This is a genomic window from Streptomyces sp. NPDC059247 (assembly GCF_042754005.1).
Classification (GTDB): Bacteria; Actinomycetota; Actinomycetes; order Streptomycetales; family Streptomycetaceae; genus Streptomyces.
The window spans coordinates 50,886-64,381 of sequence record NZ_JBHYZW010000006.1 but is presented as its reverse complement, the minus strand read 5'-3'; the positions used below and the strand labels follow the sequence as shown (position 1 = coordinate 64,381).

12 protein-coding genes are annotated in these 13,496 nt (G+C 75.9%); 9 read left to right on the top strand and 3 right to left on the bottom strand.

The genetic code is table 11. The features are described from left to right. Positions 1-24 precede the first annotated feature (24 nt). The 4 genes from ACFXGN_RS13850 (at position 25) to ACFXGN_RS13835 (ending at position 4,777) form a co-directional block, all read left to right on the top strand. Positions 25-1,332 (top strand): glycosyltransferase, encoded by a 1,308-nt coding sequence (locus tag ACFXGN_RS13850; protein WP_384857866.1) that lies wholly within the window; start codon positions 25-27, stop codon positions 1,330-1,332. Continuing rightward, on the top strand, positions 1,329-2,138 hold the full coding sequence (locus ACFXGN_RS13845) for a polysaccharide deacetylase family protein (protein WP_384857863.1): 810 nt from the start codon (positions 1,329-1,331) through the stop codon (positions 2,136-2,138). The genes ACFXGN_RS13850 and ACFXGN_RS13845 overlap by 4 nt, the downstream gene beginning before the upstream one ends. Before the next feature lie 252 nt (positions 2,139-2,390). Beyond that, positions 2,391-4,358 carry a hypothetical protein gene (locus ACFXGN_RS13840; protein ID WP_384857860.1) on the top strand — a complete coding sequence of 656 codons (1,968 nt, stop codon included), beginning with the start codon at positions 2,391-2,393 and terminating at the stop codon, positions 4,356-4,358. After that, entirely contained in the window at positions 4,355-4,777 is a 423-nt protein-coding gene (locus ACFXGN_RS13835; protein WP_384857857.1) for a hypothetical protein, read from the top strand. The genes ACFXGN_RS13840 and ACFXGN_RS13835 overlap by 4 nt, the downstream gene beginning before the upstream one ends. Positions 4,778-4,858: 81 nt before the next feature. On the opposite strand, the gene ACFXGN_RS13830 is transcribed toward ACFXGN_RS13835, so the two are convergent. The 3 genes from ACFXGN_RS13830 to ACFXGN_RS13820 all read right to left on the bottom strand — a co-directional run bounded on the left by ACFXGN_RS13830 (position 4,859) and on the right by ACFXGN_RS13820 (position 9,396). Next, positions 4,859-7,123, bottom strand: coding sequence for a lipopolysaccharide biosynthesis protein (locus ACFXGN_RS13830; protein ID WP_384857855.1), 2,265 nt, complete (start codon positions 7,121-7,123; stop codon positions 4,859-4,861). After that, complete coding sequence (locus tag ACFXGN_RS13825) at positions 7,120-8,316, bottom strand: DegT/DnrJ/EryC1/StrS family aminotransferase (protein ID WP_384857852.1); 1,197 nt, start codon at positions 8,314-8,316, stop codon at positions 7,120-7,122. Before ACFXGN_RS13825 ends, ACFXGN_RS13830 begins: the two co-directional genes overlap by 4 nt. A 156-nt stretch (positions 8,317-8,472) precedes the next feature. Then, positions 8,473-9,396 (bottom strand): RNA polymerase sigma factor SigF, encoded by a 924-nt coding sequence (locus tag ACFXGN_RS13820; protein ID WP_384857850.1) that lies wholly within the window; start codon positions 9,394-9,396, stop codon positions 8,473-8,475. Positions 9,397-9,619: 223 nt separating this feature from the next. Between ACFXGN_RS13820 and ACFXGN_RS13815 the strand changes: the two genes are divergently transcribed. From ACFXGN_RS13815 to ACFXGN_RS13795, 5 genes are all read left to right on the top strand, one after another. Continuing rightward, complete coding sequence (locus ACFXGN_RS13815; RefSeq protein WP_384857847.1) at positions 9,620-9,991, top strand: STAS domain-containing protein; 372 nt, start codon at positions 9,620-9,622, stop codon at positions 9,989-9,991. Positions 9,992-10,066: 75 nt separating this feature from the next. After that, the gene (locus ACFXGN_RS13810; protein WP_351791560.1) at positions 10,067-10,486 is read left to right on the top strand and encodes an ATP-binding protein; all 420 of its coding nucleotides are present in this window, start codon (positions 10,067-10,069) and stop codon (positions 10,484-10,486) included. 459 nt (positions 10,487-10,945) lie between these two features. Then, positions 10,946-11,641, top strand: a complete 696-nt coding sequence (locus ACFXGN_RS13805) for a peptidase (protein ID WP_384858528.1) — start codon at positions 10,946-10,948, stop codon at positions 11,639-11,641. After that, positions 11,641-12,465 carry a hypothetical protein gene (locus tag ACFXGN_RS13800; RefSeq protein WP_384857844.1) on the top strand — a complete coding sequence of 275 codons (825 nt, stop codon included), beginning with the start codon at positions 11,641-11,643 and terminating at the stop codon, positions 12,463-12,465. The genes ACFXGN_RS13805 and ACFXGN_RS13800 overlap by 1 nt, the downstream gene beginning before the upstream one ends. Continuing rightward, a complete protein-coding gene (locus tag ACFXGN_RS13795; protein ID WP_384857841.1) occupies positions 12,462-13,496 on the top strand; it encodes a hypothetical protein in 1,035 nt (344 codons plus the stop codon). The genes ACFXGN_RS13800 and ACFXGN_RS13795 overlap by 4 nt, the downstream gene beginning before the upstream one ends.

Sequence of the window (13,496 nt, the reverse complement as noted above, 5' to 3'; positions counted from 1 at the left end):
TTCCCGTTCGTGGAGTCACCGTCGATGAGTCGTCCCGAGCCCCGGCCGATGTCCGTCGTCGAGCTGGATCTCGACGGGCCCGACGGGGCCGTGCTCGGGTTCCGGGCCGTGCCCGGCGGGCCGCCGCCCGTCGTGCCCGGGGACGTCCTCGCGCTCGTACGGCTCCGGGGCCGTCCCGCCGCCACCGTCGTCGGGACGGTCGCCGGGGGCGAGGACCCCGCCGAGGTCCTCGCCGCCCTCGCCCGGCCCCGGCTCGCGGACGCCCGCACCCCCCGCACCGACGCCGAACGGCTCGCCGCCGCCCGCCCCACCGACGACCGGGCCGTTCCGCCCCGCGCCTCCGTCGTGGTCGCCACCCGGGAGCGGACCGAGCGGCTCGCCCGCGCCCTCGACTCGCTCCTCGCGCAGGACCACCCGGACTTCGAGCTGATCGTCGTCGACAACGCGCCCCGCACCACCGCCACCCACGACCTGGTCACCCTGCGGTACGCCGACCGGGTCCGGTACCTCCGCGAGGACGTCCCCGGGCTCGCCGTCGCCCACAACACCGGGCTCGCCGCCGCCGGAGGCCCCGTCGTCGCCTTCACCGACGACGACGTGATCGCCGACCCGCACTGGCTGACCGCGCTCACCCGCCCGTTCGCGGACGACCCCGGTCTCGGCTGCGTGACCGGCCTGATCCTGCCCGCCCGGCTCGCCACCCCCGCGCAGATCCTCCTCGAAGCGCACGGCGGCTTCGCGAAGGGCTTCGCGCCCCGGACGTACGACCCGGCACGGCCCCCCGCCGACGAGCCGCTGTTCCCCTTCACGGCGGGCGGTTTCGGCTCCGGCGCCAACATGGCGTTCCGCGTCGAGGCACTGCGCCGGGCGGGCGGCTTCGACCCGGCGACCGGCACCGGGACGGCGGCGAGGGGCGGCGACGACCTGTACGCCTTCGTGGCCGTCCTCGCCGCCGGGCACCGCCTGCGGTACACCGCCGACGCACTGGTCTGGCACCACCACCGCGACACCTGGCAGGATCTGCGGAACCAGGCGTACGGCTACGGCGCGGGCCTCACCGCGTACCTCACCGCGATCCTGGTCCGCACCCCCCGGCTGCTGCCCGCGCTGCTCGCCAGGCTGCCGCGCGGCCTCGCCCACGCCCGGACGATGACCGCCCGGCGCGGCGCGGACCCCGGCGGCGGCGCGGTCCCCGGGGAGCACGGCGCCCACCGGCACCCCTGGCCCCGCAGCCTCTCCCGGCTGGAGCGGCGCGGGATGCTCTACGGGCCCGTCGGCTATCTGCGGACCCGCGCGACCGGCACGGCCCGCCCGAAGGGAGGAGACCGATGAGAGGGGCACCCCTCCCTGCCCGCGTACCCGTCCTCCTCTACCACGCGGTCATGGCCGATCCGCCCGACTGGATCGCCGAATTCACCGTCGAACCAAGGGAGTTCGCGCGCCAGCTCGACGTGATCGCCACCGGCGGGCGGACCCCGCTCACCGTCGGGACCCTCGTCGGGCACCTCACCGCCGGGACCCCGCTGCCGCCCCGGCCGGTCGTCCTCACCTTCGACGACGGCTTCGCGGACCTCGCCGGGCCGACCGCCGAGGCACTGGCCTCCCGGAGCCTCCCGGCCACCGCCTACCTGACCACCGGGGCCATCACCCCGGGCCTGCCCTGTCTGCTGCCGCCCGCGCCGATGATGACCCTGGCGCAGGTCCCGGGCCTGGAGCGGTACGGGATCGAGATCGGCGCCCACACCGCCACCCACCCGCAGCTCGACACCCTCCCGCCGGGCGCGCTCCGCCGCGAACTCCGCGACCCCAAGGCGCTCCTGGAGGACGTCGTCGGGCACGAGGTGCGCCATCTCGCCTATCCGCACGGCTACAACAGCCCCGCCGTGCGACGGGCCGCGCGGGCCGCCGGATACGCGTCCGCCGTCGCCGTCCGGCACGCGCTCAGCTCCACGGCCGACGAACCCTTCCGGATCGCCCGGCTCATCGTCCGCAGGAGCCACACCGTCGCCGACGTGGAGCGGTGGATGGAGGGCCGGGGCGCGCGGGCCGCCCCGTACCCCGACTCGCTGCCGACCGTCGGCTGGCGCGCGTACCGCAGGGCCCGCGCCCTGGTGAAGGGCCGGGAGTTCGCGGGCTGAGAGGGCCGGGGCCGGGATCCAGAGATACGTCGACTCCCTTTCTTCGAGCGGGAGTCGGATCACCCACAGGACCGACCGCCGCACCGGAGCGCGACGCCGGAGCACCGCACCGACCCGCCGCACCAGGACACCGCACCGGAACACCGCACCGAAACACAGGACCGAGGCGCCGTCTCCCGCTCCACCGGGGGAGCGGTGGGGGGAGAGGGAACCGTGCAGCACCATGGGCCAGGACCGGTCACCGGAGGCGGCGTGCCCGCGCGACCCGCCGCCCCGGATCCCGGTCCGCACCCCCACCGGGCGCCCGCCCGCCCGGCCGGGGCGCGCCCGCCCCGCACCGGAACGCCCGACCTCCCCTGGCTGCCGCCCGCCCTCCTGGTGCTCGGCCTCGGGCTCTGGGGCCTGGCCCTGCCCCTGACCGACTTCCGTTCCATGGCCGACTACGGGCTCCTGGACCGGCTGCCCGTCCCCTTCTACGCGTCCCTGCTCGTGCTCACCGCCGGATTCCTGGTCACGCTGCGGCGGGCCGGGACCTCGCCGGGCTGGCCGCTCGTCTACTGCGTCGCGCTGCTCGTCGCCCTCAAGGCCGTCCCGGCCGTGCTGTACGACTCCGCGCGCTACCCCTGGGCGTCCAAGCACGACGCCGTCGTCGACACCCTCCTCGGGGCGGGCGAACTGCGCCCGCACGCCGCCCTGTCCGGGAACATGTCCGCCTACGACCAGTGGCCGGGCTTCTTCACCCTGAACGCGGGCCTCGTCCGCGCCTTCGGCGTCGACAGCACCGCCGCCTACCTCAACTGGGCGCCGATCGTCCTCGGTCTGATAGCCCTGCCCGTGCTCGTGCTGATCTACCGCACCTTCACCGAGGACTGGCGGCTGGTGTGGACCGCCGTGTGGATCTTCCAGCTCGCCAACTGGGTCGGCCAGGACTATCTGGCGCCGCAGGGCCTCGCGTACATCCTGCACCTGACCGTGCTCGCCGTCGTGCTGCGGCACTTCGTGCGGCCCGGTTCGGCGGGGCGGCTGCGCGACCGGGCGCACCTCGACCCGGCGGCGGCGACCGTGCCGCCGCCGACCACCACCCGGCAGCGGGCGGTCTGCGCGGCGATCCTCGCCCCGCTGATCCTGGCGGTCAACGCGGTCCACCAGCTCACCCCGGTGATGCTCTGCATGTCCCTGGCCGCGCTCACCCTCACCCGCCGCTACCGCAACTACGGACTGCTGGCCGTCGCGGCGGGTCTGATGCTCCTCTGGGACCTCACCATGGGCCGGCCGCTGTTCATGGAGACCCTCGGCACCCTGCGCGAATCGATCGGCAGGCTGACCCAGAACTCCCGTGCCGGATACGCGGGTCAGCTCACCGGACCCGGGCCCGAACTGGCGGGACGGGCCGGGATCGCGATGGCCCTGGCCATCGTCCTGCTCGCGGGCGTCGCCGTGCTCGCCCGCCGCAGGCTGACCCGGGGCGCGCTGCCGCTGCTGCTCGTCTCGGCCGCGCCCGTCCCGCTCTTCGCGGTCAACGACTACGGCGGCGAAATGCTGTTCAGGGTCTATCTGTTCGGGCTGCCGGGCGCCGCCTTCTTCGCCGCGGCGGCGCTCGTGCCCGCCGCGGCCGGGGCCCGCCGCAGCCGGGGCGCGGTCGTCCGCCGCAGGGCGACGGCGGTGGCCCTGCCGGTGGTCCTCGTCGTCCTGCTGGCCGGGTTCCTCCCCGCGTACTACGGCAAGGACGCGATGTACTACACCCCGCCCGCCGAGACGCGGCTCGTCACCCGGGCCATCGACCGGCTGCCCGAGGGCGGTCTGCTCCTCGCCACCTCCGGGTCCTTCCCCCGGGCGCTGCACCGCTACGACCAGGTCGAGCACTGGTTCTTCGCCGAGCAGGAGCTGCCGGAGAACGAGAAGATGCTCGCGGACCCGGCCCGCTACCTCGCCGACCGCATCCCGCGCGGTGCCACCGCGCACATCGTCCTCACCCGCACCCAGGACATCTACACGGCGGGTGAGGGACTGCTGCCCCCGGGCGGCTTCGCGGTCCTGCGCACCCGGCTGAAGGCGTCCCCGCTCTTCACGACCGTCGAGGAGGAGCCGTACGGCATCGTCCTCGCGTACACCCCGAAGCCACCCTCCGCCCCGAAGCCCCCTTCCGGCCCGAAGTCCTCTTCCACGCCGAAGCCCTCCTCCACCCCGAAGTCCCCCTCCACCTCAGGCGGTGCACCGTGAACGCGTCCCCGAACCGGATCAGGGCGGCCGTCGCGGCCTCCGGGTGGGTGGCCCTGGCGGCGACCCTGCTGCCGGACGGCTCGCCGCCGCGCTGGCTCGCCGTGCTGCTCTTCGTCTGTCTCGGGCCCGGCGCCGCCCTGCTCCACCCGCAGCCGCGCGGGCTGCGGCCCGGCGCCCGGCTGGAGTCGTTCGCGCTGGCCGCGCCGATCAGCCTCTCCCTCGCCTCGCTCGTGGCCACCCTCCTCTTCCTGGCCGGGAGCTTCTCCGTGCCCGCGTTCCTGGTGCCGCTCGCCGCCTTCACCACCGTCGTCGCCTTCCTGCCGGGGCTGCCGCTGCCCGCCGCCACCCGGGGCGCGGCCGAACCGGAGGGTTCCGGGACCTTCCGGTTCCGCGCGCGGGGCTCCGGCGACGACCGGTGACACCGGGCCCGTCCCGTACGCGCCCCGGGTCCGTCCCGTACGTGAGCGGGGGCCCGGCCCGGTGTCGGTACGGCCCCGACGTCAGCCCCGGCCCGGCGTTCCCCGGCCCGACGTCAGCCCGCGGAACGCGCACACCGCCATCGTGCCCCCGGCCAGGCCGAGGAAGAGGGGGAGCGGGGCCGCGGCGAAGCCCTGCTGGCCCGCCCAGCCCGCCCAGACCAGGACCCACACCGCCCCGGCGGTGACCCGGGGGCCCGCACCGGCCACCCGCAGCAGCACCACCACGAGCAGCAGGCACAGCGCCTGGAGCGCGATCGGCGCGGCGGCCCGGTCCGCCCCGCCGCCGAGCAGCGCGGCGCCCGCTCCCGCCGCGTCCGCCGGGCGCAGCCCGAGCAGCGGGGGCGCGGTGTGCAGGGCGAGGAAGGTCGCCAGCAGGACCGCTCCGGCGAAGACCGGCCGGAAGCGCCGCAGCGCGACGGACACGCCCTGGAGCGCGACGAGGAGCAGCCCCGCGCCGAGCGTCGGCGGCGGCAGCGCGGCGAGCAGTTCCGTCCCCGACAGACGGGTCACGGCCGGTGCGCCGGACCGGACGAGCGGGAGCCAGAACAGCGCGGCCGTCACCGCGAGGAGCGGCCACAGCAGCCGCGCCGCCCGGTCCGGGACGGCCGCCCCCGCCGGAGGGTCCGGGGGCCCCGTCCGGCCCGCCGTGCCGTCGCCGTCCGGCCCCGCCACGTACACGGGAATCCCGAACGCGGGCGTCACCGAGTCGTGCGCCCCCCGCAGATAGGCGCTCTCCCGGGCCCAGTCGGTGCCGTAGCCGTCCTCCGCGCGGGGCTTCGTCCGGGCGGGCTCCCGGGGCGGCTCGGGGGCGGCCCACCCCTTGAGCGCGGCCCGCAGACCGGGCGCCGACACCGCCGCCATCAGCGTCATGGAGACGAGGACGGCGATTCCGGCGCCCGCGATGCCGACGGTCCCGAGGAGGAGCGTCGCGCCGCCGAGCACCAGGACGCACATGGTGCCCTGGAGCAGGGCGAGGACGCCCGTACGGCCCTGCACGCGCAGCACGCCGATGTACAGCTCCACCACGACACGGGGCAGCGCGGCGGCGGCGAGCAGCCGGAGCACGGTCGTGCCCTGCTCGGCGTAGTCGGGCCCGAAGGGGGCCAGGACCAGCGGGGCGAGGACGACGAGGACGAGGACGACGGGGACGAGGAGCAGCGCCATCCGGCGCAGCGCGCCCCGGACGCCCTCGGCGAGGGACTCGGGGCTGTGGGAGGCGTGCGCGGTGAGCGAGGAGGCCATGTTGATGGCCATGAACTCCATCGTGCCGCCGACGGTGTACGCGGTGTAGAAGAAGGCGTTGTGGGCGGCGTCGAAGCGGACGGCGACCATCACCGGCAGCAGGTTGATCATGGCGAGGCTGAAGAGCGCGCCGACGGAGTCCCCGGCCATGAAGCGGCCGATCTCGCGCAGCCGGGGCGGGCGGCGGTCGCGGTCGGCGCGCGCCTGCCGGGGGATGAGCCGCCGGAAGAGGAGCCAGCCCAGCGGCAGCACGGACAGCGCGATCGCGGCGGACCAGGAGACGAAGACGCCGAGCACCGGCACCCCGGCGGCGAGGACGACGAGCAGGACCAGCTTGCCGAGCGAGAAGACGGCGTTGCCGACGGGGACCCAGACCGCCCGTCTGAGCCCGGTGAGGACGCCGTCCTGGAGGGTGAGGAGCGCCCAGCCGACGCAGGAGGCGGTGAAGAAGATCCCGGCGGAGAGGGTGCCGAGGGGGGCGTACGAGGGGCCCCACAGGTCGAGGGTGAGCAGGAAGCCGACGCAGGCCACGGTGACGACGACGCTGCTGACCAGGTAGAGGCGCAGGACGAGGGGTCCGGTGGCGCGTCCGGCCCGGGGCACGTACCGGACGACGGCGCCGATCATGGTGGTCGCGGTGAGGGAGGCGAGGAGCCGTTGGGCGGCGATGGCGGCGGAGCCCTGGCCGACGGCCTCCTCCGAGTAGTGGCGGGCGGCGACCAGCCAGAAGCCGAGGCCGAGGGCGGCGGACACGCCGGTGGAGAGCATCAGGGCGTACGCGTTGCGGAACATGGAGCGCTCGTCGGAGCCGGAGCCGGAGCCGGAGCGCTCGTCGGAATCGGAGCCGGAGCCGGACGCGGGGCCGTCGGCGGCGGCACCGGTGCCGGGGCCGTCCCGGTCCGGGGCCGTGGACCGGCCGTCGTCCGCCGGACCGTCCTCGGCCCCTCGGCGTACGGGCGCCGGGCCGTCCTCCGCTCCTCCGCGCGCGGGCGCCGGGCCGGTGCCCGTCCCCTCCGGGCCCGGCGGTCGTACGGTGTCGGTCACCGGGCGCCGCCGGGGCGGGCCGGGGGCCGGGCCGGGGTGATGCCGGAGGCGCGCAGGACGGCGAGGGCCCGGTCGGCGCGGCGCGGGTCCACCGGCAGGGCGTGCCGGGCGAACCAGGCGGCGGGTGCCGGATCGGGCGAGGGGTCGGTGAAGACCTCGCCCGCGTAGGTGTCGAGCGGCGGATCGTAGAGGTAGCCGGTGGTGATCCGGTGCCGGGCGAGGGCGGCGACGGCCGCGTCCCGGTCCGTGACGAGCAGCGGGACCCGGAACAGCGGCTGCGGCGCCCGCGCACCGGCCCGCCCGTCCGCGTACTCGCTGGCCGACAGCCGTGCGGTGCCCGCCCGATGGGCGTCGAGCACGGAGTCGAGCGCGGCGAGTGCGCGGGCGGTGCGGCGGAGCCTGCCGGGGCCGGGCCGCAGCCGGTAGTCGTGCAGGTCGACCCGGACCCAGGAGTGGAAGGGGGCGAGGGCGGGGGCCTCGGGCAGGGCCTGTTTCAGTTCGTCGGGGCGCAACGGCATCCGGATGCCCGCCCGTTCGTCCAGACCGAGCAGCCGGAAGGCCGCGCGGGCGGTTCCGGTGAGGCGCAGTGCGCGCAGCGCGGACTCGGCGTACGGGCGCGTCAGATGGGCGAGTTCGGCGGTGGCGCGGGTCGGGTGGAGCAACGCGTCCCGGGCGGCGGTGAGTTCGGCGCGGTGGGCCGGGTCGGCGAAGGTGAGGAAGCCGCCGGTCCTGGCGGCGGCGTGCTTGGAGAGGCTGAACACGGAGGCCTCGCCGTGGCCGCCGACCGGGCGTCCGCCGACGGTGGAGCCGATGGCGTGGGCCGCGTCCTCGATCAGTGGGATGCCGAACCGGTCGCAGCGCGCGCGGAGTTCGGGGGCCGGGTCGGGGTTGCCGTACAGATTGGTGGTGAGGACGGCGGACAGTCCGCGCCAGACGGTGTCGGGCACGGCGGAGACGTCGAGGGAGCCGTCGAGCGGGTCCAGCGGCGCCTGGACGGGGCGGAGCCCGGCGGCGAGGACGACGAAGAGGATGACGTCGTCGTTGACCGGTGACATCAGCACCCGGCCGCCGGGCGGGCACCAGTGGCGCAGCGCGAGGTAGAGGCCGAAGCGGCACGACGGCACGTAGAGGCACTCCCGGCCCCCGAGCCGCCCGCGCATACGTCCTTCCAGGTCCGCGTACGCGGAAAGCATGTGTCTCCCCCCTGAGCCCCCGGGCTCGATGTGTCCCGGACCCGGAGGGCGCGTCGACGACGGCCTCCGGTCGCGCGGAAGGGCCCGTCCGGGTCGGCAGACCGTGAACGGGCCCTTTCCGCGGCCAGTCTGGCGGCTCGGGGGAGGCGGTGGAGGTCATTCCTCCAGAGTGAGCCCCCGGCGGAGCTTCGCGAGGGTGCGGGCGAGCAGCCGGGACACGTGCATCTGGGAGATGCCGAGCTCCGTGCCGATCTCCGACTGGGTCAGGTTGGAGACGAAGCGGAGGGAGAGGATGTGCCGTTCGCGGGCGGGCAGCGAGGCGATCATCGGCTTCAGGGAGGCGATGTACTCGATGCCGGTGAGGCCGTGGTCCTCGTAGCCGAGCCGGTCGGCGAGCGTGGCCTCACCGCCTCCGCCGTCCTCCTCGGCGGGCTGGGCGTCCAGCGAGCTCGCGGTGTAGGCGTTGCTCGCGCTCATGCCCTCGACGACCTCCTCGGGCGTGATCCCCAGTTCCTCGGCGAGTTCGGCCACGGTGGGGGAGCGGTCGAGGCGCTGGGCGAGCGAGTCGCCCGCCCTGGCGAGGTCGAGGCGGAGCTCCTGGAGCCTGCGGGGCACGTGCACGGACCAGGAGGTGTCGCGGAAGAAGCGCTTGATCTCGCCGATGATGGTCGGCATCGCGAACGTGGGGAACTCCACGCCGCGGCTGAGCTCGAAGCGGTCGATCGCCTTGATGAGGCCGATGGTGCCGACCTGGACGATGTCCTCCATCGGCTCGCTGCGGCTGCCGAACCGGGAGGCCGCGAACCTCACCAGGGCCAGGTTGAGTTCGACGAGGGTGTTGCGGACGTACGCGTGGTCGTGGGTGCCCTCCTCCAGCTCGGCGAGCCGGGCGAAGAGCTGCTTCGACAGGGCCCGCGCGTCGACCGGTCCGACACGGTCGAGGGGGCGCTCCGCCAGCTCGTCGAGGATCCGGTCGGCGGGGTGGCCGGCGGGAGGAGCAGGGGGGCCTGCCGGGTGGTCGAGGGTGACTGCTGCCGACGGCGCGTCGGGGGTACGCGGGGCGTCGAGCCGGGGTGACATGGGTCTCCTTCGCGGGGTTCTCTGCTGCGGTTTGCGGCGCCTCCGAGGCCGGTCGTGTCGGATGTTCCTTACTAGCCCTACCTGTTCGACACGGGGGCCCGCAAGTGTCGACAATTCGCTTTGTCCTGATATGTGGTGGACCTTGTGTGCGCGGAAGGGGGTCTCGCTTGTAGGGTTCGTGACACGTCAGTCGGCATCCGCGAGAGCGAGAAGAGGCACGGCCATGGACCGCGAGCACATCGGCAGCGCACCGCCCGCGCGGCTGCGGGTCGAGGTCCGCACCGTGGGCGCGAGCGAACTCCTCGCCCCGTCCGGCGAACTCGACCACCACACCGCCGACCTGCTGCGCGACCCCCTCGACGGGGCGCTCGACGGGGGGCGGTCCCGGCTGGTCGTCGACTGCTCGGGCCTGGAGTTCTGCGACTCCACCGGACTCAACGTGCTGCTCGCCGCCCGGCTGCGGGCGGAGGCGGCGGGCGGCGGGGTCCATCTGGTGGCGATGCGCCCCACGGTGGCCCGGGTGTTCCGCATCACAGGCGCGGAGGCGGTCTTCACCCTCCACGAGACGCTCGCCACGGCGCTGCCCGGCGGCTGAGCCCGGCACCGCGTCGTCCTCCCGTACGGCCCCCGTCCTGCCCCTTGTCCCGTCGATCGGTGAGGTGAAGCGCTGATGGACCAAGCTTCCGACGTCCGGACCCTCGCCCTCGGCGAGACCAGCGGCACCGTGCCGCTCGCCCGCGACTTCACGCGGACCGCGCTCCACGAGTGGGGGTGGCTGCCCGCCGCCACCGCCGACCGCAGGGCCGCCGCCGAGGACGTCCTGCTCGTCGTCTCCGAACTCGTCACCAACGCCTGTCTGCACGCCGAGGGCCCCGAGCGCCTCCGTGTCCTGCGGCTGCCCAAGGTGCTGCGCCTCGAAGTCACCGACCGGGGCGCCGGACAGCCCGCGCCCCGCACCCCGCACCGCTCGGGGCGGCCCGGCGGGCACGGGATGTTCATCGTGCAGCGCCTCTGCCTCGACTGGGGCATCGAACGCACCCCCGGCGCCCCGGGCAAGACGGTCTGGGCCGAACTGGCCTCGCCCGCCTAGAAGTCGAGCGCGAGAACACCACGGGCCGCCCACCCGCCGGGCCTCGCCGCCGGGGCCCGCCCACCGGGCCCCGGGCCCGTTCCCACCGGGCCCCGGGCCCGTTCCCACCGGCCCCCTCCCGCCGGGTGCCTTCCCACCGCCTTCCGGTCCCACCGGCCGGGCGCGCTTCCGTCGGCGCCCGCCCGGCCCCGCTCCGGCCCCACCCGCCGGGCGCCCCCCACCGGCGCCCACCTGTCGGGCCCCGGCCCCGGCCCCGGGTCCGCCCCCGCCCTCCCGCCGCCCAGCCCCGACGCCCGCCCCGCCGGGGGCCTCCCGACCGGCTCCCCCCGGACGCTTCGAGGACCTTCACAACTCCACCCGTTCCCCTGCCTTCCCTCCGTGGAGTCTCCGGCGTACCTTGACGGCCAATCTGAAAGACCGTCAGTTACGTTGCGGTGAGGGGTGTTACCGGTGTCCAAGGTGCCGAACCGAAGGAGAACGGCCGCCGCGCTCACGGCCGCCGCCACGGTGACGGGCGTGGTCGTGCTGACCGCCGCCCCGGCCGCCCACGCGGCCGTCGTCGACGTCGACTACGCCTGCGAGACGAAGATCGGTCCGAAGAAGGCCGTCTCGCCCGTGGACATCAAGGCGGTGAGGAACGGCGGCTCGTACACGATCACCATGTCCTTCGAGAAGGGCGTCTCCGACAGCCCCGTCGAACTCCCCAAGGGCGTCATGACCCCCCGCGCCGAACTCGTCCTCGGCGGCGCCGACTCCGGCACCGTCAAGGTCAAGGGCACCCCCAACACCGCCGCCATCCCACCCGACACCCCCATCGCCATCGGCACCCTGACCGGTACCTACACCCCGAAGAAGAACGGCAAGGTCACCTTCACCGCCGGGACCCTCACCGTGCACGCGCTCGGGATGGACGCCGCCGTCTGCACCGCCGAGAACAGCCCCGCGCCCTCGCTCGTGCTCGACGTGACCGGCGCGGCGGGCGGCTCCGACGCCCCGCCGCCCGCCGACGACCCCGGAACCTCCGGAGGAACCGGCGCCGAACTGCCGAGAACCGGCCCCCTCGACTCCGCCGTGGCCCTCGGCACCCTCGGCGGCACCGTCCTGCTGACCGGCGCCGCCGGAGTCCTCTGGCTCACGCGGCGCACGGCACGCTGATGCGGGCGGCGCCGCGCCCGGGGCTCGTGGCCGCCGCGACCGCCCTCTGCGGCGTGGTCGCGGCGGCTCCCCCCGGGGACCTGGCCTGGACGGCGGCACCCGCCGCCGGACGCCCGTACGTCTATCTGGAGGGCCCCGCCGGGAGCGTCCTCCAGGACACCCTGTCCCTCACCAACCCGGGCGCCCGGCCGCTCACCGTGCGCCTCAGCGGGCGCGGCGCCCCCGTGGCCTTCGCCGCGCCGTCCGTGACCGTGCCCGCCAGGACCCGCGCCGACGTGCCCTTCGCCGTCACCGTCACCGCCGACACCCCGCCCGGTGACCACCGCGGCACGGTACGGGCCGTCGCCGACGGCCGCGAGGTCCGCGTCGACCTGCGGCTGCGGGTCCCCGGCCCGCGCCTCGCCGCGCTCAGCGTCGAGGACGTCCGCGTCGACACCGGCACCGGCACCCTGCGCTACACCCTGGTCAACCGGGGCAGCACGGTCCTGGCCCCACGGCTCGCCGTACGGGCCGAAGGGCTCCTCGGCACCGTCCTCGACCGGCCTGACCGTCCGCTGCCCGTGACCCTCCGCCCCGGCGAGCGGACCACCCGCGCCGAAGCCTGGCCCGACCCGCCCGCGCTCGACTCCGTCACCGTCCTGCTGACCGCCACCGCCCCCGGCGCGAGCCCCGCCACCGCCCGCGCCGGGGCCGCCTTCGCCTCGGGCCCGGCGCTCGCCGGGGCCGCCGCACTGCTCCTGGCGGCCACCGCCGGGGCCGTACGGGCACTGCGGCGGCGCGCCCCGACCCGTATCCCACGAGCCCCGGCGGGAGCGACACCATGAGAACGATCCGTACGGCCGCCGCCCTCCTCGCGGCCCTGGCCCTCGCGCTGCTGCCCGGCGCGCCCGTGACCGCGGCCCCCGGCCCGGCCGTGGAGCTGTCGGCGGCGGAGGGCGGCAAGGGCGGCGAGATCACCGTGAGCGGCAGCGGCTGGCGGCCGGGCTCGCTGCTCATGCTGCTGATCTGCGGTCAGGGCGCCCCCGGCAGGGGCGTCGTCGGCGGCACCAACTCCTGCGCCAACGCCGAGGGCCGGGCCGCCACCGTCGACGCCCGGGGCGGCTTCAGCGCGAAGCTTCCCGTCGTCGAACCGCCCAAGCCCTGCCCGTGCGTGGTGCACGTGGCCGGGGTCACCGGACCGCAGGACGCCGTCGACCGGGCGTTCGCCGTCGCCGGGCACCCCACCGCCCCGCTCCCCGAGGCCTCCGGCGACGGGCGGCTCGCCGTCCTTGACGCCGCCCGGCTCGAAGGCTCCGGCGGACTGCTCGTGTGGTTCGGGGCGCCGCCCTCCCGGGAGATCGTCTTCACCGTCGGCAACCTCGGCCCGACGCCGGTGAAGGACCCCGTCTTCCAGGTCGGCAGCGGCCACGGCGTCTTCGCCCCGCAGTACGAGGAACGCAGGTGGCGCGGCACGGTCGCCCCGGGGAAGAAGGCCCGGGTGCGGCTCCCGGTGGAACTCGCGGCGGGCGCGCACGGCGACTACCGGGTCTCCGTGACGTACGCGGACAAGGTCCTGGTCGAGCAGCCGTGGGGGGTCGGCAGGCCGTGGGGCGTGACGCTCTTCTGGCTGCTGCTCGCCGTGGTCGTCCCGGCCGCGCTGTTCCGGATCGGGATGGCCGTCGTGGACCGCGCCCGGCCCGTCCGCTCCCCGGCGGGGGCCGGATTCCCCGCCGTCCGGCGCCGTCCCCGCACCCCCGCCGGGCCCGTTCCCCGCGAGCCGGGGGACCCCGAGAGCACCGCGGTCCTGCCGTGGTTCAGTCCTGACTCCGCACCGTCAGCCCCAGAGAGCAGCCCGACGACGAAGGGACATGCGTGA